The sequence below is a fragment of the Mesorhizobium sp. M0598 genome (assembly GCF_040320865.1).
In the GTDB taxonomy this organism is placed as follows: Bacteria; Pseudomonadota; Alphaproteobacteria; order Rhizobiales; family Rhizobiaceae; genus Mesorhizobium.
Genome location: NZ_JAMYQL010000009.1, coordinates 20,524 through 39,145 on the forward strand (window position 1 = coordinate 20,524; position 18,622 = coordinate 39,145).

Below are 18,622 nucleotides of genomic sequence, written 5' to 3' on the forward strand. Positions count from 1 at the left end.
GGAGGGTGTTCAAAGTCCTTCGCGCCGGCGCTGATCTTCAGGCGCGAAGGCGAGATCGACAGGCAACGGCGCCTGCGCCGTCATTGGCGCGAAACTGCCGGTCTCGGTGGCGGGCACCGGCCGCACCATGACGACGCGCCAGAGAACGAACAGGCAGTAGGCGGTGGCAATGACGATTGCCACATAGATGAAGGCCTGCGTGCCGTAGACGGCGGAAAGTCCGGTCACAATGCCGGGTACGACGAAGCCGGACAGCGACCAGGCAAACAAAAGCGAGCTCGACAACGCCACCATGTCGTCCTTGCCGGCGCGGTCGCCGGCATGGGCGCTGGCAAGCGAATAGATCGATTCCGAGGCGCCGTCCCAGACCACATAGATGACGAGCAGCGCCGCCAGCGCGCCGCCGTCGAAACCGAGGGCAAACAGGCCCGCCGCGGCGGCAAGCGCCGACGCCGCAATCAGCACAAAGCGCCGGTCGGTGCGGTCGGAAATCCAGCCGAGCGGAATCTGCAGGATCAGCGTGCCGGCCGGCATTGCCGAAAGCAGCAAGGCGACGTCGGCCTGGCTGTAGCCCTTGGCCGTTGCATGGATCGGCGCAAAACCCGAGATCGTCATCGACAGGCCGCCGACGGCAAGCATGCCGGCAACTCCGACCGGGGAGATCCGCCAGGCGCGGCCAAGCGCCACGGACGCCGCTTGCGGCGCCGGTGGCTGCGCAAGCCGCGTCAGCCCGACGGGAAGGATCGACAGCGCGGTGAAGGCAATGCCGATCAGCGGCGCGTCGGCCGCGCGGATATCGATCAACGCCAGCGTCGAATAGCCGACGCCGAGTCCGGCGACATAGGCAACGTAGAAGATAGCCATGACCCGGCCGCGGATGGCGTTGGCGACGACATCGTTCAGCCAGCTCTGCGCGACAATGAACAGGCCGCATATGGCAAAGCCGTAGAGCGCCCGTGCAGCGATCCATGGCAATGGGTGCGGCCCGGCGCCGACCGCGGCGTTGGACAGCACGATCAGTGCCGACAGCACCATGAACACGCGGGCATGGCCGACACGCCGCACCAGCGGCCCGGTCAGGATGCAGCCGGCAAGGCCGCCAGCCGAAAGGCCGGTGACGATCAGCCCCGCCCATGTCGGATCGAAGCCCTCGGCGCCGAGCCGGACTGGGATATAGGCGAACATCAGCCCATTGCCGACGGCGATCAGCGCCATCGACAAAAGGATGCTGGCAATGGCGATCGACGGCGCCGGCTGCCCTAGACCGTTCTTGTCCTGGTCGCACCCGAGAATCGTCATGACCGAGGATCGCCCATCAAGCAGGTCAAGGCAGCGGCAAAAGCGACATCACCGGACTTGCCTTCCGCGCCGGTTCAGCCCTTTGCCACCTTGCGGATCGCGCTCGACGACAGCGACGAACGCGGGCCGTGGATGAAGGTCCAGGCCGGCGCCGTCATGCGGGCGAGCCGCGGTGCGTCGCCCTCGTCGACGCGAGCATAGTCGAACGTCTTGGCGACCACCGACGACAGGAACGACAGCGTCGCGCCTGGCCGGTCGACCACCGCGATCGGGAACGTCATCACGATGCGGCGCCAGCGCTGCCAGCGGTGGAAGTCGCGAAGCGAGTCGGCTCCCATGATCCAGACGAAATCGACACCGGGGTTACGCGCCTTGACCAGCGCCAGCGTGTCGGCGGTGAAGCGGACGCGGTGGGCTGCCTCGAATGCGGTGACCTTGATCTTCGGGTTCTTCGCGATTTTTTCGGATAGCTGCAGCCGCTCGGCCAGCGGCGCCAGGTCTCCGGCATTCTTGAGCGGATTGCCGGGCGTCACCATCCACCACAGCTGATCGAGCGCAAGGCGTCTGAGTGCGATCTCGGCGACCAGCGCATGGCCGGCATGCGGCGGGTTGAACGAACCGCCGAACAGCCCGACCGCCACGCCTTTCCCGGCATGCGGCATCTTGAGATAGCGGGAGGATATGGCATGTTCGGACAAGGCAAGCATGCGTCAGGCACCCCCCTCTGCCGCGCCGGGCATCTCCCCCTCAAGGGGGGAGATTGTCAGCTTCATCGCAGGCGCAAATCTTGCAACGCCGCCGATTGGCGAAATCAGAAATGACAGCCAATCTCCCCCCTTGCGGGGGGTGAGGCGTGGTCCGCGTAGCGGACGGAAAGCCAATTGCTTGGCTTTCCGAACGACGAACGCCCGCAGCGACAGCGAAGGGCCGGGTCCGGCAGGACAGAGGGGCTTGGCTGGGCGCAAAGCTTCAGGCTCTAACGGCGAACAGCTTCAAGGCCTCACCTGTCCCGACCCGCGTACGCGGTATTTGAACGAGGTCAGTTGCTCGACGCCGACCGGCCCGCGTGCATGCATCTTGCCGGTGGCGATGCCGATCTCGGCGCCCATGCCGAACTCGCCGCCATCGGCAAACTGGGTCGAGGCGTTGTGCAGAAGGATCGCCGAATCGATCTCGTTGAAGAACCGTTCGACGGCCTTTGCATCCTCGGCGATAATCGCCTCGGTGTGATGCGAGGAAAACGTCTCGATATGCTCGATGGCGCCGCCAATGCCGTCGACCAGCTTCACCGCAATGATCGCGTCCAGATATTCGGTCACCCAGTCTGCATCGGTCGCGGGCTGGGCATCGGCATAAAGCCTCAGCGCCTCGGCATCGGCATGGATCTCGCAGCCTGCCGCCCGCAAGGCCTCGAGTATCGGCACCAGATGCGTGCCGGCGACGGCACGGTCGACCAGCAGCGTCTCGGCAGCACCGCACACCCCGGTGCGCCGCATCTTGGCATTGACCGCGATCTTGACCGCCATGTCGAGATCGGCCGATCGGTCGATATAGAGATGGCAGATGCCCTCGAGGTGCGCGAAGACCGGCACCCGCGCCTCGTTCTGCACACGCTCGACCAGGCTGCGGCCGCCGCGCGGAATGATGAGCTCGAGATTGCCGGAAAGTCCTTTCAGCATTTCGCCGACGGCGGCGCGATCGGTGGTCGGCACCAATTGTATGGCATCCTCCGGCAGCCCGGCTGCCTTCAGCCCCTCGACCAGGCAGGCATGGATAGCGGCGGAAGAATTCGCCGAATCCGAGCCGCCGCGCAGGATCACCGGATTGCCCGCCTTGAGGCAAAGCGCGCCGGCATCGGCGGTCACGTTAGGCCGGCTCTCATAGATGACGCCGACGACGCCGAGCGGCGTGCGCACCCGTTCGATATGCAACCCGTTCGGCCGGTCCCATGCGGCAATGACATCGCCGACCGGATCGCGTAACCCGGCGATCTCGCTGATACCGTCTGCCATGGCGCGGATGCGGGCGGGATCGAGCTTCAGCCGATCCATCGACGCTGCCGATAGGCCAGCCTCCCTGCCATTTCTGATGTCGATGGCATTGGCGTCGAGGATGTCCTGCTCATGCCGAAGGATCGCCTGAGCCATGCCGAATAGCGCCGCGTGCTTGCGCTCGGCCGCAGCTATGGCCAGCGGGCGGGCCGCGGCACGCGCGCGGCGGCCGATATCGGCCATCAGCGCCACGGTATCATCCCGGGATTTTTCATGCAGCGTCAGCATGGCTCATCCTCCGCTATGTAACCTGGTCACCGACTACTTGCTCGCCACCGGCATGGCTCACCACAAGGTCATCGCGGTGGATCATCGCCGAACGCGCCTCGTAGCCGAGCACGGTTTCGATCTCGGCCGTCTTCAGGCCAGCGATCCTTACGGCATCGGCGGCATCATAGGCAACCAGCCCGCGCGCGATCTCGCGGCCCTCGGGCGACAGGATCGCCACCGTGTCGCCACGCGCAAAATTGCCGCTGACCAGTTTGACCCCGGCCGGCAGCAGCGACTTGCCGGAGAGCAGCGCGCCGATGGCGCCGGCATCGACGGTCAGCCGGCCGGCCGGTTCGAGCTGCCCGGCGATCCAGGTCTTGTAGCCCTTGACCGGATTGGCGCTCGGCCGGAAGAAGGTGGCACGCTCGCCGCGCTCGATTGCCAGCAGCGGCGACAGCCGCGTGCCCGATGTGATGATCATGGCGGTGCCGGCGGCGGTCGCGATCTTGCCGGCGTCGAGCTTGGTGCGCATGCCGCCGCGCGACAATTCCGAAGCAGCGGCACCCGCCATCGCTTCGATGTCGGGGGTGATGCGGTCGACGACCTGAATGAACCGGGCTAGCGGCTCGCGCGCCGGCGGCGCCGTGTAGAGCCCGTCAATGTCGGAAAGCAGCACCAAAAGATCGGCGCCCATCATAGTGGCGACACGCGCCGCCAGCCGGTCGTTGTCGCCATAGCGGATTTCGGAGGTGGCCACCGTATCGTTCTCGTTGATGACCGGCACCGCCTTCATCTTGAGCAGTGTCGAAATCGTCGCCCGCGCATTGAGATAGCGGCGGCGCTCTTCGGTGTCGCCGAGCGTCAGCAGGATCTGGCCCGATTTCAAGCCATTCCTGCCGAGCGCATCCGACCAGGCGCCGGCTAAGGCGATCTGCCCGACGGCAGCAGCAGCCTGGCTCTCCTCGAGCTTCAGCGCCCGCTTGCCGAGGCCGAGGATGGTGCGGCCGAGTGCAATCGCCCCGGAAGACACGACGAGAATTTCGGCGCCGCCATTGGCCAGCACGGCGATGTCGTCCGCAAGCGAGGCCAGCCAGTCGCGCTTCAGGCCCGTCGTGCGGTCGACAAGCAGCGCCGAGCCGATCTTGACGGCAATGCGCCGATAATTTTTCAGCGATTGCGCGGCCATGGCTATGTGTTCCAGCGCGTCTCGACCGGCGCAGCGACAGCTTCGCGCGCCTCCGCCACCACAGACATCAGCGCGCGCAACACCGCCTCGACGCCTTCGCCGGTGACCGCCGAAAGCAGCATCGGCGCGCGGCCGGCGGCACGTTTCAGCGAGGCGGTCTTTTTCTTGCGTGCGTCGGCATCGAGTATGTCGACCTGGGAAAGCGCGACGATCTCGACCTTGTCGGTCAGCCCATTGCCGTAGGCTTCGAGCTCGGCACGCACGGTCTTGTAGGCATTGGCCGGATTTTCTTCCTGCGCCGAGACGAGGTGCAGAAGGACGCGCGTGCGCTCGACATGGCCAAGGAAGCGGTCGCCGATGCCGACACCTTCATGCGCGCCTTCGATCAGGCCCGGAATATCGGCAATGACGAATTCGCGACCGTCGATGCGGGCCACGCCAAGGCCCGGATGCAGCGTGGTGAAGGGATAGTCGGCGATCTTCGGCTTGGCCGCGGTGACCGCCGCCAGGAAGGTCGACTTGCCGGCGTTGGGCAGCCCGACAAGGCCGGCATCGGCGATCAGCTTCAGCCTGAGCCAGATGTTGAGCTCTTCGCCCGGCAGTCCGGGATTGGCGCGGCGCGGCGCCTGGTTGGTCGAGGTCTTGAAGTGCTGGTTGCCGAAACCGCCATTGCCGCCCTTAGCCAACAGAAAGCGCTGGCCGACGACCGTCAGATCGCAGATCAGCGTCTCATTGTCCTCGGCAAAGACCTGTGTTCCGGCCGGCACTTTCAGCGTTACGTCGGCACCCTTGGCGCCGGTCATGTTGCGGCCCATGCCGTGCGTCCCGGTCTTGGCCTTGAAATGCTGCTGGTAGCGATAGTCGATCAGCGTGTTCAGCCCATCGACCGCCTCGACCCAGACATCGCCGCCGCGACCGCCGTCGCCGCCGTCCGGGCCGCCGAACTCGATGAACTTTTCGCGCCGGAACGACACCGAACCGGCGCCGCCGTCGCCGGAGCGGATGTAGACCTTGGCTTGATCGAGAAATTTCATCGGATTGTATGGTTTCTGCTATTGGCTTTGCGGGATTGCTCTAAACCAAGGCGGGTCGAAGGGCGAGGGCCGTTTTTGCTACTGTAACGTCGCGCGTAGCTCTGAACGCGTACCATTTGGTTGACCCTTGCCGAAAATCGATCTTCGGCCTTCCAAGCGCGAGATGTCGGAATGAAGCTGGTAACTTACAATATCCACTACGGCGTCGGTCTCGACGGCCGCTACGATGTCGGCCGTATCGCCGATGCCGTGCGCGGCGCCGACGTGATCGCGCTGCAGGAGGTCACCCGCGCCAACCCGAAGAATGGCGGCCGCGACATGGTGGCCGACCTCGGCGAGGCGCTGCCCGACTATTTTGCCGTCTACGGCAGTAATTTCGAAGCCGACGCCGGCTCGCGCCTGGAGAACGGCCGCGCCATCACGACCACCTTCCAGCTCGGCAACACGGTGCTGTCGAGGACGCCGATCCATCTGTCGCGCAATCTCCTTTTGCCGCGCAGCCGCAGTGTCGAGGCGATGAACTTCCAGCGCGGCGCGCTGGAGGCGCTGATCGAAACGCCGCTTGGTCCGATCCGCTTCTATTCCACCCATCTCGACCACCGCAGCCCGGTTGAACGGCTGAGCCAGATCCGCTTTCTGCGCCAGCGTCTGTTGAAATACCCGCTCGAGGGCGGCGGGCTCTCCGGCGTCGCCGAGATCGGCTTGCCGGACCTGCCTTGTCCCGAAGCCTTCGTCGTCATGGGCGACTTCAACATGCTGGCCGGATCGCCGGAACATGTCGAACTCGCCGGCCAGCCTGACCATGAATTCGGCATGCCGGTGACCGCCGACCTCGCCGTCGATGCCGCCGCACGCCTCGGCGCCGCCGGCGCCGATCTCGTCACCTGGGTCGACCCCAAGCGGCCGGGCGATACCAGCCGCTACAAGCGCATCGACTATATCTTCACCAGCGCCTCGCTTGCCAAATCGCTGAGGCGCCTGTGGGTCGACCGGCAAGCGGCCGGTTCGGATCACTTGCCGGTCTGGCTCGAGATGACGTGAGCCGCATCCATCAAAAATGCACCCAGTTCCGCAGGCTGGTCCAGGTCTTGCGATCGAGGCGGTAGCGCTCGACCGGCACCTGGCCTGCAACGATCGAATTCAGCATGCCCTGGCCGGCATACTGGAAGCCGCATTTGTGGATGACCCGGCGCGAAGCCGGATTGATAACCCGCGTCGAGGCGTGCAGCACCTGGATCGTGGTTCTCTGGAAGGCAAGGTCGACCAGTGCGTGCGCTGCTTCCGTCGCGTAGCCGCGTTTCCAGTGCGGCTCGCCGATCCAGTAGCCGAGCTCCAGCCCACGATCCGTAGTGTTGAGCCCGGCACAGCCGACGAAGGTCTCGGTGCCGGCCAGCGTCAGCGCATAGGCGATTCCGGCCCGGCGCGATGCCGTCATGGCCAGGAAAGCGCGTGCCTCCGCCTCGCCATAGGGATGCGGCATGCGGGCCAGCATTTCCGCGACATGGCGGTTGTCGGCGAGCGCCACCAATTGCTCGATGTCGCTTTCACGCGGGGCACGAATAACCAGCCGCTCGGTGACCAGGACCGGGCAATCTATCGTGTAACTTTCGTCGTCTGAGTCTTCCGCTTCGGCAACCATATCAAAGTCCTCCAGGCACAAGAAAAAGGGGAGATGGAAACCCATCTCCCCTGATCCATTTCCTGGCTTGGCCAGACACCGGTTCCCGAGATGGGTGCCGGTGTTCTCGTGCGGAACCGGCTACTCCGCTGCCTTCGTCATCGGGTTCACCGATACGTAGGTTCGGCCATTGGCTTTTTTGTTGAAGGTGACTGCGCCAGCTTCGAGCGCAAACAGCGTGTGGTCCGTGCCAATGCCGACATTGGTGCCGGGATGCCACGTCGTGCCACGCTGACGAATGATGATGTTGCCCGGAATCACGGCTTCGCCGCCGAACTTCTTCACGCCGAGCCGCTTGGAATGGGAGTCGCGACCATTGCGCGACGATCCGCCAGCTTTCTTGTGTGCCATCTAACTACTCCGATGCGCCGCGAGGCGCCTAAACGATCTTATGAACGCGTTCGCGTTCCATTTCAAGTCCGATCCGGCGACGATTGCGCCGGTTCGTTCTACTTCTTCGCCAATTCCTTGGCCTGCTCGCGCCAGTCCTTGATCTGGTCGGCGCTGAACGGCATGTGCTCGTCGATCTTGGCGACGTCCTTGTCGGACAGCTTGGCGATCTGGGCAAAGGTGGTGATGCCCTGTTCGTTGAGCTGGCCGGCGGCGACCGGGCCGATGCCCTTGATCACGGTCAGGTCGTCCGGCTCGCCCTTCGGCGCCTTGAACAACGGCGCGGCGGCTTCGGCAGCCTCGGCTTTGGCTTCCTTCTTCGGCGCAGCCTCTGCCTTCGCTTCGGCCTTCGGCGCAGCTTCAGCCTTCGCCTCGGTCTTGGCGGCGACCTCGGCCTTCGCTTCGGTCTTGGCGGCGGCCTTCTTCGCCGGCTTGGCGCCACCCAGCAGGATCTCGGCGATCCTGACGGTGGTCAAAAGCTGGCGATGGCCGATCTTGCGGCGCGAATTCTGCCGACGGCGCTTCTTGAAGGCGATGACGGTACGGTTCTTGCCCTGCTCGACGACTTCGGCGGTGACCATCGCACCATCCACGAACGGCGCGCCGAATGTGACGTTCTCGCCTTCGCCATGCGCGAGCACATTACCGATCTCGACGATGTCGCCGACATTGGCTTCGAGTTTTTCGATCTTCAGGAGATCGTTGGCGGCAACGCGATACTGCTTGCCGCCCGTTTTGATGACTGCGAACATTTTTTGCCTTTCGCTGTTCGGTCGGCCTTGATGAACCGCTTCAGGCGGTTCGGCCGTCTTTTTGTCAGTCTGCGGGTTCAAAAACAAGCGGCGCGGAAGATCCCTCCACGCCGATTGCGCGCTGTCCCTAACCGAAGGTTCGGCCTGAGTCAAGGCAAGCGCCGCGGGCAAGCTGCGAACGGGTTGAGCCCAGTCCTTGCAAATATCGAGCAGCGGCTGCCGGAGGCTCGAAGGAAGCACCGACAGAAGCTGCGGCGCCGGGGCAGATTGGCCCTTGTAACCTGCCTGTCCAGCCGTTATCTAGTGCGCCGCGCCGGCAACGGCGGACCATGACCGCGGAGAGGTGGCAGAGTGGTCGAATGCACCGCACTCGAAATGCGGCATGGGTGCAAGCCCATCGGGGGTTCGAATCCCTCCCTCTCCGCCACATTTTCGCCTCTCAAATCTGCACTTAACTCGTTGAATTCGCTGAATAATTCGCGGTTTTAGTTTGAGGCACCGGTGACTATTTTCACTTTTTAGCTCTGGTTCTAGCTCTGGAATCTGCTCTGGTTTCTGGCGGAGAAAGGTCCGCCAGTGGCTCTTGTAGGAGTATGGGCAAACAAATCAAACTCAGGCGGCGCGGTAGGGGCGGCACGCTCTATATCGTCCGCGATGTCACGGCGCGCAGGTTGGGTGCAAAGCCACCGGCTTCATGTGCTGGCGTGAGGCAGACGGCATGCCCTTGTGGTCGGTCGATATCAGGTTGAGTTGATGCCTGCTGAGGTGGAAAGTTGACGACCAATTCACTAGCTTCCGGCATAACCAAAGGATCGAGCACAGATGTGGGGTGGCCTTCGAATTTTATTCGATATTGCACCGTGGTTTGTGCTGGCTCTGATTTTTGCAGTTGTGGTCGTAACGATTGTTCGCCGCATGCGCCATTGAAGGGCGGGCGGTAGCGGGCGCGGTCGATTATCGGGGCGATAGGCATTCGCGGACGCCGGAGGCTCCAGCCAGCAGCGTTTCAAGGTTAGAGAGACGGTGAGAACCAGCTACCCAACACATGACGATTTTTTTGGGTGACGATGCCCGACAGAAGCAGACCTCACCGACCTCATCCAGACTCACCAGCCTCGATGGGCACCTCGTAGAAGCACCACCGGGCACCGTCCTTCTGCCGTTTACCCTTCACAAGTTCGACCGAAATCGTTTCATCCGTTCCCGATTTCGTGAGGGTGTAGGTGTCGAGAAGGTTATTGCCAATGTAGCGAACAACGGCCCTCTCGTCTCACGTCTCCGAACACGTCATCGATCTTGAGACATCCATACTGGAGGGCTCCGTTGTCGTAGGCGATGTTATACGCATACCCCCGCGTCGTCGTCAGCCCGAATCTCAATCAACGAGAGCCTTGAAGGCGCTTCCGCTCGGCTTCGGTGACCAGATAGACAAGATGGATAGTGTCCTCCGGTCCATGCAGGACGTAGGACGGCGACAAGCGGCAAGCCGCGTCTCCCGGCTCGGTTCTTGGCTCGGAACGCCAGACGAACCACGTAGCGGCCTTCAATTGGACTCGAGCGATCGAACTTTCAACCGCTTAGCGGTCCATTCCACGAAAGGATTGGACTGGAGCTGCCGCAAGTTGTTGGACTATGCCGATGTACCGCCAAGGATGCCTGGACACCTGTGCTGCTGGCCGCCGGCCAACAGCTGAATCAGTACGTCTGGTATGGTTGAACCGAAAAATACAAGAGTCGGGCAGCTTCACGAATCGAGTCCGCCTCATCGATCAACCGCCGCTTGCCAGGGCCGTCCGGGGTACCTGCGATTGCAGCGTCGATATCGCCGAGCCTGGCGCGGTACTCGGCAATCATCCCAGCGTAAGCAAGAATGGCTTCTCTCGCATCCGGGGAAGCGCGTCTGAGCTTCTCTGGATCAAGAGAGCAGCGAAATCTCGCAAGCTTGTCTTCTGAATAGGCAGTCGCCGAACCATGATTGTTGATCATGACATTCCTCATATTTGAGATGCGGGGGTTTTCGTCGACCCCGCCGACGATAGAGAAATGATCTCTTAACGAGAGCGATCTGTCAAAGTTTTTCTGTTTGTGGCTCACGGGACAGTCGGGGTAGATCGCTACTTTCTTCGAAACTTCATCAATTGCTGATCCTGCCGTTCCGTGGGTCTAGGCTCAGGATCAATTAAAGCCGCGCGAAGCAGTTCGTCCAGTTTTGGCGTGCACCGCCTGCGTATCGCGTTGCTCGGCGCGCTAGATGAACAGCTCGCCACCACCGTTGAACGAAATGAGAACAAAATTGTCAAGAGCGCCTTGACCGGCGAGGAAAATTTTCCTTTTTATTCTAATGGCGCACGATCCGATCGACACGCTGGGCAAGGCGACCCGGCACAACATGCTCGTCAAGGCAGAATGCAGTTGCGGCCACGTTCGCTACTGCCGTTCCTCATGATGGTCTATGGCGGCGGGGTCGATCCGCTGAAGCTCAAATTCGACTGCAGTCGGTGCAAGCCGACTGTGACAATCACGCTCCTCGAGGTTCACCCAGAGCATCTGCCGAAACGCCTGATGATCCACAAGCCGATGAAGATCGACGGCAAGATCCACTGGCACACCGAACGGTTCCGGGGATGATCCACACCGACTCGATTCCGGGGCGCCCGTTATCTCCGCTTTTCAGTTTTGCGAGCTAGCACTGTGGTAACCAGCCGGATTCCGTATGTCGCTGCGGACTGGCGAACTACCAAGAATTGCAGCAAGAGCAGCGCGCAATACGTAAGCGATACCTTTGGCGACTGAACCAAAAAGAGAGACGCTGTACCGAATCCTACAAGGAATAGAAAACTGAATGCCGCATAGTCACGAGTAAATAGAAACTCGCGATGGATCTGCAGTATGGCCTGCTCCGACTCAACATCTTTGTAGAGTCGGTACCAAACGCGATTCTCCTCTGCCGGCGTAGCTGGGAGTTTGCCGCCCAGGAGGCGTTTCAACGGATCCATGTCGATCCGAGGGTCCGCAGAGCCATAGCGACTGAACGCCCGGTGACCAGGCAAAGCGAAGTGCCATCGCAAAAACACCAATCGCGCCTTCATGCTAGCACTTAAGAGCCCGTTCGCTACCGACGTCACCACGAGGGCAAGTCCAACAGGCAGTAAGTTTACCGCGCCAACCAGAAGGCCCTTGATACCGGATACGGCCAAAGCGTCAGATTGAGCCACAGCATAGAAGACAACAAAATTGGCAGCTATGGTGAGCCAGAGATGCCACCTTGTCTGATCCTTGAGAGATCGGGGCGGAGCACCATCGGTCAAGCGTATTCCTCGACATCGGTGTAGAATGGCAGCGTTTCGCCAACATTGTAACCGGGTCTGGCAGGAAAGCCCCCCCAATGAACGATTCCCTGTCCCTGCGTTGCCATAACGCTGCCACCTCGTCGCGCGAATGCGTTCAGGACGATGCGCCGCGGATGCCTTGCATCATCTTGCGGCGCGGACACGAAGGCGTGGAAGCGAGGCGGTGTGAACTGAGGTTTCGTCTCCCCCAGCAGCCGATTTAGAATCGTTGGCCCAACGTTTCGTCGACTTCCGTGATGGGGTATCTGGATGAAAGTGAACTGCTGAAGCGGCAGGCCAACACTCTCAGCATAGATGGCAGCCCACCGCAGTCCGTTGACTCCCGTGTCCCCTGTGAACAGAACACGTTCGTCATTTTCGAATGAACCGTAGAGAATGACGCTCGATTCATTGCTGGCACTTGTTATGCCACCGTCTTTCAATAGTTCACCATCCCATGTCTCTTTTACCCACCCCTGCAGGGCAGCCTTTGCGGCTTCGATAAGCTTGCGAGCAAGTGACTCTTTCCCGAGCCACATCGACGCGGCCTCGATCGTTGTTTGGTCTGGCTCCGGCGTCTTCTCAAACTGCGGCATCAGGTAGTTGTAGGCTTCTCGAGCAGGGGAACACACGCGAAAAGGCCCAATGGCTTCCCCTTGGAAGGGTGCAAATATCTTGGTACCGCCTGCTACGGCGAGATCATAGAGTTCGCTGATTACTGGGTACTCTGCCTTTATCGCCTTCGCCAAAGCTTCGGCGGCGATCCCCTTGTTGAAAAAGAGCAGGCGAGTGTCTTCAGCGTGGAACCATGGAATGTGCATCCAAAGGTTTCGTACTGGTATCTCGCTCAAAACCGTTCTCAATCCTGACGCATGGTCGCCGTCGGAATGCGTTAATACAACGTGCTCGAGAACCGGAAATGGACCAAAGTTCTTTTTAAGATGGGCAACTATATTGTCACCCGTTTCGACATGACCGCCGTCTATCAACATCAGGCTATAGCCCGCCACATCTCCGTAACGGACCACTATGGCGTCGCCCGCCTTCGACCCGGTACCTACCGGCAAAAACTCAATTTCACATTTCATGATATTCCCCCGGATGCCTATAATAGAACGCCCGGAAGTAACCGCAATCAAGTTTCTTCAGTTCATCCTTGTACCGGATCGGACCGTCCCCCTCCGATCAGCCCACGTCCTCTTCCCATCCGGCGGGGCGCGGACGACTCCAGATGGACTCTTTCCGTGATCGGAGTAAGGCGTGAACGTCATGCCGTCCACCTCCATACGCAAAACGGAATACGATCCGGAACACAGAATCCTCTCGGTGTGGTTCGTGGCCAGCGGAAAATGCTACCAGTTTGAGGACGTGCCGCCGGAGACCTTCGCCGCGTTCAAAAGCCGCCTTCGCCAAGGGCCGCTTCTTCAACGACCACATCCGCAATCACTTCCGCTACCGTCTGGTTGGCCCCGCGGTCGACTGAGCAGCATCAGCGGACGATCTCTCTTTTGGCAGGGATGCGGCTCATTCGTCGCGGCCGTCCGGCCAGCTTTTGCGAGGGCAAGGTCGGACATCGGAACGAAAGGCGGATTCGCGAATTCTACTGCTAGATAATCGGAATCGTTGCCCATGAGGCTCGCGACCCTCCACCTTGAAACTGCGAGATACGGCGATGTATATCGCGCCGCAAGGCTCGCGCGGCTGAGGCAGCAAATGATCCGGCATATCAAGCGCACTGACGCCTCGGCTCAAAAAGTCGAGCAAGCGCTGGCTAGTTTGCCCGAGGCAAACGCACCCATGGACCGGCTCGCGCGGCATCAGTAGGCGCATGAACTCCCGCTGGCTCGCCGAAGTGCGAATCATCCGCGCCGCCGGCGATCCCTCTTATCAACGCGCGGCAAAGGTCCGGCTCGCCGCCGCAACTTGCTGGATTTTGGTGGCCTCTTGCTCGCCCTCATAGGGGCCAACCGCGTCATATGACGTGCCATCTGGATTGTAGTAGACGATCCACCATCCGGTGTTGTCCGGCGTCTCCGGGTCGTCGAGGTATTCGATCTTCTCATATGCCTGCTTTGGCATGGGAGCCTTTAGCCGTTTTTGAACTCGGGTCCGATTGGCCGGGACTTCTGGCCGTCGCCGGGGGAAAAGCTGGCGCCGCCCGCCTCGATCATGCCAAGGCGGAGCAATCCTTCGACCTCGTCTTTCGGAACCCGGTTGCCGGCGAGGTGCAGGAAATAGATGAAGCGCCTTGCCCCGCCTCGGCTTCGTTCCGTGCGACTTCCTTGCATAGGACAGCGCCGGCCTACGGCAAGAGCGGCGTTGTCGCCACCGACGGCCACCGCCTCGCCTGCTATCCTCTCGACTTCGTCCCTGATGAAGCTTCAAACCGTGAGTAAGGGCGTCGGCCTTCTCGGGGAAACTGCGGACTGGCTAGCGCCATTTCTTAGCGAGGTGGTGAAACCTCCAGTCCTCGTCGCCTTGGTTGGTGCTATGGCGGTCCCCTACTTCGGTGCGTGGGTGCCCAGCATGATCAGCAGGAATCAACAACGGCAAGCGGTAGTTGCCGAACTAAACGCTATCAGCGCGGCCCTTCCCCTGTGCCTCAAAACAGCAACGTATTCATCGCTCTTAAAGGACAGTTCGTCAGACCATGCGCGGCCGTTTTCTGGACGGTGAGGCCGCCCTTCACCAGTTTCAGGCGCAGACCGCTGGTAGCCGTTCGCCGTTCGAATGGCAGGCAGACATACCGTTAGTGTTTGCTCCAACTGAGTTCCTGCAAACTACCGTGCTCGAGAAGATCGGTACGCGAGTGCTTGGGCTTGATGCGCTTATCCGTTTGAAGGCATCAGAAATCGGCCTCGCCCAAAGCAATAAATCAGCGCACTGAAGCTATCGCCTTGGTGCCGAGACGTCGAGATCCTTAAGGTGCGTAGATACTTCGGCGTCTCACTGCCTAATGGAGATATCGACGAGCGCTTCCCCGATGCTCTCAAGGGAAAATAGTACTGCAACGAACGACTGCATCTATTTCTCCTATTACCTTGCGCATGAATTGACAAAATATGACGATGCCTTCGCCTCCCGCTAGTGGTGAAAGCCTGACGCTTGGTACCCGACGCGTAGCGCAGCTCGGGGTGGATTTTTGACCTTGGCGCTGGTCATCGGAACAAGCCGGTTGCGCCAGGAGCCGACGCTTAGCACCGAGGCCTCGAACGTACGAACAGGCGCCGCAAGCAGACTGGCGAGTTCACATTTCCCGATTGGCAGAGCAGACATTCATTTCCGCACAACGATTGTGCCTACACCATTCGAGACCTTCGGGAACCTTTTCCCTTCCCGAAAACCGGACGCCTCCGCGGAATTTAGGCGACGTGCCGGACATGGCAGTGATGACTGATCCTCGACGTCGTTCGACCCGCGGCCGCCCTATTAGTCCCGTATCCGCGGACTTTCTCCCGCTGTACTGGCAGATGCCTCTGCCGCCTCCCGAAAGGCGATCGAACCTCTACATGTCAAGACGTTTACAAATGCTCGGATCAGCCTTGCTGCCTCAGCGCCGCCGCCACTCCGCGAAACCGATCGATCGCTGTCTGAAGGCTTTCGAGGATTTCTGCCGCCACTTCGTCCGGAGGCGGCAGCAGGTCTGGATCGTCGAGCGTATCGTCCTTCAGCCAGAAGATGTCGAGGTTGACCTTGTCGCGGGCGAGCAGAGTTTCCAGGGGGAAGCGGCGGAAGCGCTCGGCTTCCTCCCGCTCACGTAGGCGCCTGGATCTGTAGGATTCGATGAAGTCCAAGAGGTCGCCCTTCGTCATGGGCCGCTCTTTCAGCGTGAAGCGCTTATTCGTGCGGAGATCGTAGATCCAGAGGTCCTTCGTGGCGGCCGTCTCCGAGGGCGGCTTCTTGTCGAAGAACAGCACGTTCGCCTTGACGCCTTGCTTGTAGAAAATTCCCGTCGGCAGGCGCAGCAAGGTGTGAAAATCGAAGTTCTTGAGCAACCGTCGCCGGATGGTCTCACCTGCCCCACCCTCGAACAGGACATTATCCGGAAGCACGACAGCGGCTTCGCCCTCGGGCGCGAGCACCGTCATGATGTGCTGCAGAAAATTCAGCTGCTTGTTCGACGTCGTGACGAAGAAGTCCTGGCGATCGTAATCCTCGCGTTCGCTGTCGATTTCACCGTCATCGCGGACGATCCGGTAGCTCTGCTTCCTGCCAAAGGGCGGGTTCGTCAGGACGATTTCGTAGCTCTTGCCGCCCGCGCCGAGCAGTGCATCCTTTGCCTCCACGATGGAATCGACACCGGTAATGCCATGCAGATACAGGTTCATTGCCGCCAGGCGTACGACCTCCGGGACGATGTCGACGCCGGAAAACTTGTTCTTCAGTGCGGAATAGACCGCGCGATCGCGGGCCTTCGGATTCTCCTTCATGTGCTCCCAGGCGGCCAGTAGGAATCCTGCCGTGCCGCAGGCGGGATCATGCACCGTCTGATCCGGCTGCGGATCGACGACCTCGACCATCGCTTCGATGACGGAGCGCGGCGTGAAGTACTGTCCCGCGCCGGATTTTACGTCCTCGGCATTGCGGGCGAGGAGCCCCTCGTAGATGTCGCCTTTTACGTCGACCGGCAGGCCTAGCCAAACCTCGCTGTCGATGAGCCCAACCAGGCGCCGCAATTTGGCGGGATCCTGGATTTCGTTCTGGGCCTTCAGGAAGATAGCGCCGATTATGCCGCCCTGCTTCGACAGCGTTTCGAGAAGGCGCGTATAGTGTAGCGACAGCGCCTCGCCAGTGAGGTCCTTGATGTCGGACCAGCGCGCGCCGTCTGGAAGCATGGACGCCTCACCGATCTGCGTCACCCGCTCCTCGTCCATTTTGAGGAACAGCAGATAGGAGATCTGGCTGATATAAGCTTGGTAGGAAACGCCCTGGTCGCGCAGCACATGCGCGAAGTTCCAGACCTTGGCGACGAGGGTTTGAGCGTTCATGCCTGCACCTCGGGCGCAATATCCCAAGTGGCGTAGAGCTTCGAGAGCAGGGCCTTCTGGCGAGTTTCCAGCACGGCCGGCGTCCACCCCATTTCACCGAGCACCTGGGTGGTAATGACGAAGGGGGATACGCCACCGCTTTCGGAAAAATAGCGATCTTTCTTGGTTGTGAAATCCCAGTTGCTTGCCTGAATGTTCTTGCGAAGCGTCAGCAGCATGAGATTGGCCAGCTTGTGGGTCCACTCATCGCGTTTCGCCTGATCGGGGAAGTCCTTCAGCCACTGGCTGGCGGCATCAGGCGTTTGCGGCAGCACGTGTTCCACCGAAACGATGTCGTGACTGTAGGCCGCGCCGCCAGAGGAGAGCTCGGCATCAAGCCGCAGGAGGAGCGGCAACCGCACCCGCGTGACCTGATAGATAGGGCCGTCGAGGTGGACACGGAACGCCATCTTGTCTTCCTTGGTCAATTCAATCGACTTGCCCTTCCAGGCGCCACCGACGAGGTCGGTAAGGACGTTTGCGTAGCGCCTGATCCGCTCATTGATATCGGCCCGGGTCACGAACAGGAAATAGGCGAGCGTCTCCAGCCGTCGCATGAAAAGAGCAGCGTCCTCGGCTGAAGGACTCGTGTGGGCGAAGAACTTGAGTGCAACCGGTAGCCAATCATTGTTGTCGAGCTTGCTGAGATAACGTAGCCGTTTGGTGGCTTCGTCGCCGTAGAGCGTGGCGAATGCGGGAGGCGACAACAGCTTGGCGTAGGTTGCGCCCAGCGGCTGCAATACGTCCTTCATGAAAAGCCTGTGATCGGCAAAGTCGGACACGAACCTCTTGAATCCAACTTCCAGGCGCTCACGCGGTTTCTCTCGCTGGTAGATCATCCGAATGTGCTGAAACAGTTCGACAAAACGCTCTCTTCCAAGCTGTTCCTCGATGGTCTCCCAGGAATCCGAATAGTCTTTCTCGTCATCGGCGGGCACACGATCGAGTAGATCGGCCTTCAGAATATCCGCTGGTGTCAGATCGAGGCCGCGCGCGTTGAGAACGGTGAAGACTCGATGCGCCATGTCGACATTGGCAACCGCGATGACGACCAGATAGCAGCGCTGCAGCAAGAACGCGACCAACCGATCACGCGCCTCCGGTGTCATGGCCTTCGCGCGCTCATAGAACAGCGTCGCATTTTCAACGATCCGCAAGCGGCTATCGGTCAGACCCTTGGCGCCGGGTAATGCCTTAGTGGCTCCCTTCTTCTGGATCGTCTCGCGAAAGGATTCCTCGTCGCGCTTGCGTAGGGTGAGGCGATATCGGCTCTTGGTACCCTTGTCCGGATCACCTTCCTCACAGATGTAATCGTGGCGCTTGATCGCTACTTCCAGTGATGAGAGATCCCGCAAGACCGAGAGCAAGATCGTCAGCGTCGTCAGCCGTTGCTGGCCATCGACGACTTTTGCTTCAGGCGAGCCAGGTTGCTTGATGAGCACGATGCTGCCGAGGAAATAGGTCACGGCTCCGCGCGTATCAGTTGCGTCCTTAAGCGCGGCGAGGATGTCGTCGAGCAGCGCTTCGGCCTGCTCTTTTTCCCAGGCATAGGGACGCTGATAGGTCGGAATGGCGAAGGCGAACTCATCGCTGAACACGCGGCTCAAGCGCTCCTGACCGGCCTTGATCGGCTCCAATTCCATCGGTTCAAATTGCATTCTGGCGT

General features: G+C 60.9%; 18 protein-coding genes and 1 tRNA gene. 5 read left to right on the plus strand and 14 right to left on the minus strand.

What is annotated here, in order from left to right; genetic code table 11:
* Nucleotides 1-9: 9 nt before the first annotated feature.
* The 5 genes from NKI59_RS13790 to obgE form a co-directional block, all read right to left on the minus strand.
* Nucleotides 10-1,299 (minus strand): MFS transporter, encoded by a 1,290-nt coding sequence (locus NKI59_RS13790; protein ID WP_352704750.1) that lies wholly within the window; start codon nucleotides 1,297-1,299, stop codon nucleotides 10-12.
* A gap of 74 nt (nucleotides 1,300-1,373) precedes the next feature.
* Nucleotides 1,374-1,961: a nicotinate-nucleotide adenylyltransferase gene (locus NKI59_RS13795; protein WP_031212055.1), complete on the minus strand. Its 588-nt coding sequence runs from the start codon at nucleotides 1,959-1,961 to the stop codon at nucleotides 1,374-1,376.
* Nucleotides 1,962-2,291: 330 nt separating this feature from the next.
* Nucleotides 2,292-3,578, minus strand: coding sequence for a glutamate-5-semialdehyde dehydrogenase (locus NKI59_RS13800; RefSeq protein ID WP_352704752.1), 1,287 nt, complete (start codon nucleotides 3,576-3,578; stop codon nucleotides 2,292-2,294).
* 13 nt (nucleotides 3,579-3,591) lie between these two features.
* Nucleotides 3,592-4,746, minus strand: a complete 1,155-nt coding sequence (gene proB / locus NKI59_RS13805) for a glutamate 5-kinase (RefSeq protein WP_352704754.1) — start codon at nucleotides 4,744-4,746, stop codon at nucleotides 3,592-3,594.
* Nucleotides 4,747-4,748: 2 nt separating this feature from the next.
* Nucleotides 4,749-5,780: a GTPase ObgE gene (obgE, locus tag NKI59_RS13810; RefSeq protein WP_352704756.1), complete on the minus strand. Its 1,032-nt coding sequence runs from the start codon at nucleotides 5,778-5,780 to the stop codon at nucleotides 4,749-4,751.
* 171 nt (nucleotides 5,781-5,951) lie between these two features.
* Between obgE and NKI59_RS13815 the strand changes: the two genes are divergently transcribed.
* The gene (locus tag NKI59_RS13815) at nucleotides 5,952-6,821 is read left to right on the plus strand and encodes an endonuclease/exonuclease/phosphatase family protein (protein WP_352704758.1); all 870 of its coding nucleotides are present in this window, start codon (nucleotides 5,952-5,954) and stop codon (nucleotides 6,819-6,821) included.
* 10 nt (nucleotides 6,822-6,831) lie between these two features.
* Here NKI59_RS13815 and NKI59_RS13820 read toward each other — a convergent pair whose 3' ends face one another.
* The 3 genes from NKI59_RS13820 to NKI59_RS13830 form a co-directional block, all read right to left on the minus strand.
* The gene (locus NKI59_RS13820) at nucleotides 6,832-7,419 is read right to left on the minus strand and encodes a GNAT family N-acetyltransferase (RefSeq protein WP_352704760.1); all 588 of its coding nucleotides are present in this window, start codon (nucleotides 7,417-7,419) and stop codon (nucleotides 6,832-6,834) included.
* Nucleotides 7,420-7,539: 120 nt separating this feature from the next.
* On the minus strand, nucleotides 7,540-7,809 hold the full coding sequence (rpmA, locus tag NKI59_RS13825) for a 50S ribosomal protein L27 (protein WP_023678077.1): 270 nt from the start codon (nucleotides 7,807-7,809) through the stop codon (nucleotides 7,540-7,542).
* Nucleotides 7,810-7,907: 98 nt separating this feature from the next.
* Nucleotides 7,908-8,600 carry a 50S ribosomal protein L21 gene (locus NKI59_RS13830; RefSeq protein WP_352704762.1) on the minus strand — a complete coding sequence of 231 codons (693 nt, stop codon included), beginning with the start codon at nucleotides 8,598-8,600 and terminating at the stop codon, nucleotides 7,908-7,910.
* A 337-nt stretch (nucleotides 8,601-8,937) separates the two neighbouring features.
* Here NKI59_RS13830 and NKI59_RS13835 point away from each other — a divergent pair.
* Nucleotides 8,938-9,027 (plus strand) — tRNA-Ser (locus tag NKI59_RS13835).
* Between the two features lie 213 nt (nucleotides 9,028-9,240).
* Here the strand turns inward: NKI59_RS13835 and NKI59_RS13840 are convergent.
* Nucleotides 9,241-9,573: a hypothetical protein gene (locus NKI59_RS13840; protein ID WP_352704764.1), complete on the minus strand. Its 333-nt coding sequence runs from the start codon at nucleotides 9,571-9,573 to the stop codon at nucleotides 9,241-9,243.
* Between the two features lie 722 nt (nucleotides 9,574-10,295).
* The gene (locus NKI59_RS13845) at nucleotides 10,296-10,586 is read right to left on the minus strand and encodes a hypothetical protein (protein ID WP_352704766.1); all 291 of its coding nucleotides are present in this window, start codon (nucleotides 10,584-10,586) and stop codon (nucleotides 10,296-10,298) included.
* Between the two features lie 228 nt (nucleotides 10,587-10,814).
* On the opposite strand from NKI59_RS13845, the gene NKI59_RS13850 reads away from it, so the two are divergent.
* Nucleotides 10,815-11,228, plus strand: a complete 414-nt coding sequence (locus NKI59_RS13850) for a hypothetical protein (protein ID WP_352704768.1) — start codon at nucleotides 10,815-10,817, stop codon at nucleotides 11,226-11,228.
* Nucleotides 11,229-11,904: 676 nt separating this feature from the next.
* Here NKI59_RS13850 and NKI59_RS13855 read toward each other — a convergent pair.
* Nucleotides 11,905-13,017 (minus strand): ComEC/Rec2 family competence protein, encoded by a 1,113-nt coding sequence (locus NKI59_RS13855; RefSeq protein ID WP_352704770.1) that lies wholly within the window; start codon nucleotides 13,015-13,017, stop codon nucleotides 11,905-11,907.
* 181 nt (nucleotides 13,018-13,198) lie between these two features.
* Here NKI59_RS13855 and NKI59_RS13860 point away from each other — a divergent pair, with 181 nt between their 5' ends.
* Complete coding sequence (locus tag NKI59_RS13860; RefSeq protein ID WP_352704984.1) at nucleotides 13,199-13,543, plus strand: KTSC domain-containing protein; 345 nt, start codon at nucleotides 13,199-13,201, stop codon at nucleotides 13,541-13,543.
* A gap of 273 nt (nucleotides 13,544-13,816) precedes the next feature.
* Here NKI59_RS13860 and NKI59_RS13865 read toward each other — a convergent pair whose 3' ends face one another.
* Entirely contained in the window at nucleotides 13,817-14,008 is a 192-nt protein-coding gene (locus NKI59_RS13865) for a hypothetical protein (protein ID WP_352704772.1), read from the minus strand.
* Nucleotides 14,009-14,579: 571 nt separating this feature from the next.
* Between NKI59_RS13865 and NKI59_RS13870 the strand changes: the two genes are divergently transcribed.
* Nucleotides 14,580-14,816: a hypothetical protein gene (locus tag NKI59_RS13870; protein ID WP_352704774.1), complete on the plus strand. Its 237-nt coding sequence runs from the start codon at nucleotides 14,580-14,582 to the stop codon at nucleotides 14,814-14,816.
* Nucleotides 14,817-15,465: 649 nt separating this feature from the next.
* Here the strand turns inward: NKI59_RS13870 and NKI59_RS13875 are convergent.
* Complete coding sequence (locus tag NKI59_RS13875) at nucleotides 15,466-16,917, minus strand: class I SAM-dependent DNA methyltransferase (protein ID WP_352704776.1); 1,452 nt, start codon at nucleotides 16,915-16,917, stop codon at nucleotides 15,466-15,468.
* Nucleotides 16,914-18,614 carry a DUF262 domain-containing protein gene (locus NKI59_RS13880; RefSeq protein ID WP_352704778.1) on the minus strand — a complete coding sequence of 567 codons (1,701 nt, stop codon included), beginning with the start codon at nucleotides 18,612-18,614 and terminating at the stop codon, nucleotides 16,914-16,916. Before NKI59_RS13880 ends, NKI59_RS13875 begins: the two co-directional genes overlap by 4 nt.
* Nucleotides 18,615-18,622 lie beyond the last annotated feature (8 nt).

Bases quoted from the DNA above. Each gene is read 5' to 3' on its own strand.
- NKI59_RS13860 (WP_352704984.1), top strand. From the start codon at position 13,199: ATGCCGTCCACCTCCATACGCAAAACGGAATACGATCCGGAACACAGA.
- NKI59_RS13880 (WP_352704778.1), bottom strand. From the start codon at position 18,614: ATGCAATTTGAACCGATGGAATTGGAGCCGATCAAGGCCGGTCAGGAG.
- NKI59_RS13875 (WP_352704776.1), bottom strand. From the start codon at position 16,917: ATGAACGCTCAAACCCTCGTCGCCAAGGTCTGGAACTTCGCGCATGTG.
- NKI59_RS13830 (WP_352704762.1), bottom strand. From the start codon at position 8,600: ATGTTCGCAGTCATCAAAACGGGCGGCAAGCAGTATCGCGTTGCCGCC.
- NKI59_RS13840 (WP_352704764.1), bottom strand. From the start codon at position 9,573: ATGCCTATCGCCCCGATAATCGACCGCGCCCGCTACCGCCCGCCCTTC.
- proB (WP_352704754.1), bottom strand. From the start codon at position 4,746: ATGGCCGCGCAATCGCTGAAAAATTATCGGCGCATTGCCGTCAAGATC.
- rpmA (WP_023678077.1), bottom strand. From the start codon at position 7,809: ATGGCACACAAGAAAGCTGGCGGATCGTCGCGCAATGGTCGCGACTCC.
- NKI59_RS13865 (WP_352704772.1), bottom strand. From the start codon at position 14,008: ATGCCAAAGCAGGCATATGAGAAGATCGAATACCTCGACGACCCGGAG.
- NKI59_RS13800 (WP_352704752.1), bottom strand. From the start codon at position 3,578: ATGCTGACGCTGCATGAAAAATCCCGGGATGATACCGTGGCGCTGATG.
- obgE (WP_352704756.1), bottom strand. From the start codon at position 5,780: ATGAAATTTCTCGATCAAGCCAAGGTCTACATCCGCTCCGGCGACGGC.
- NKI59_RS13845 (WP_352704766.1), bottom strand. From the start codon at position 10,586: ATGATCAACAATCATGGTTCGGCGACTGCCTATTCAGAAGACAAGCTT.
- NKI59_RS13795 (WP_031212055.1), bottom strand. From the start codon at position 1,961: ATGCCGCATGCCGGGAAAGGCGTGGCGGTCGGGCTGTTCGGCGGTTCG.
- NKI59_RS13820 (WP_352704760.1), bottom strand. From the start codon at position 7,419: ATGGTTGCCGAAGCGGAAGACTCAGACGACGAAAGTTACACGATAGAT.
- NKI59_RS13815 (WP_352704758.1), top strand. From the start codon at position 5,952: ATGAAGCTGGTAACTTACAATATCCACTACGGCGTCGGTCTCGACGGC.
- NKI59_RS13870 (WP_352704774.1), top strand. From the start codon at position 14,580: ATGCGCGGCCGTTTTCTGGACGGTGAGGCCGCCCTTCACCAGTTTCAG.
- NKI59_RS13790 (WP_352704750.1), bottom strand. From the start codon at position 1,299: ATGACGATTCTCGGGTGCGACCAGGACAAGAACGGTCTAGGGCAGCCG.
- NKI59_RS13855 (WP_352704770.1), bottom strand. From the start codon at position 13,017: ATGAAATGTGAAATTGAGTTTTTGCCGGTAGGTACCGGGTCGAAGGCG.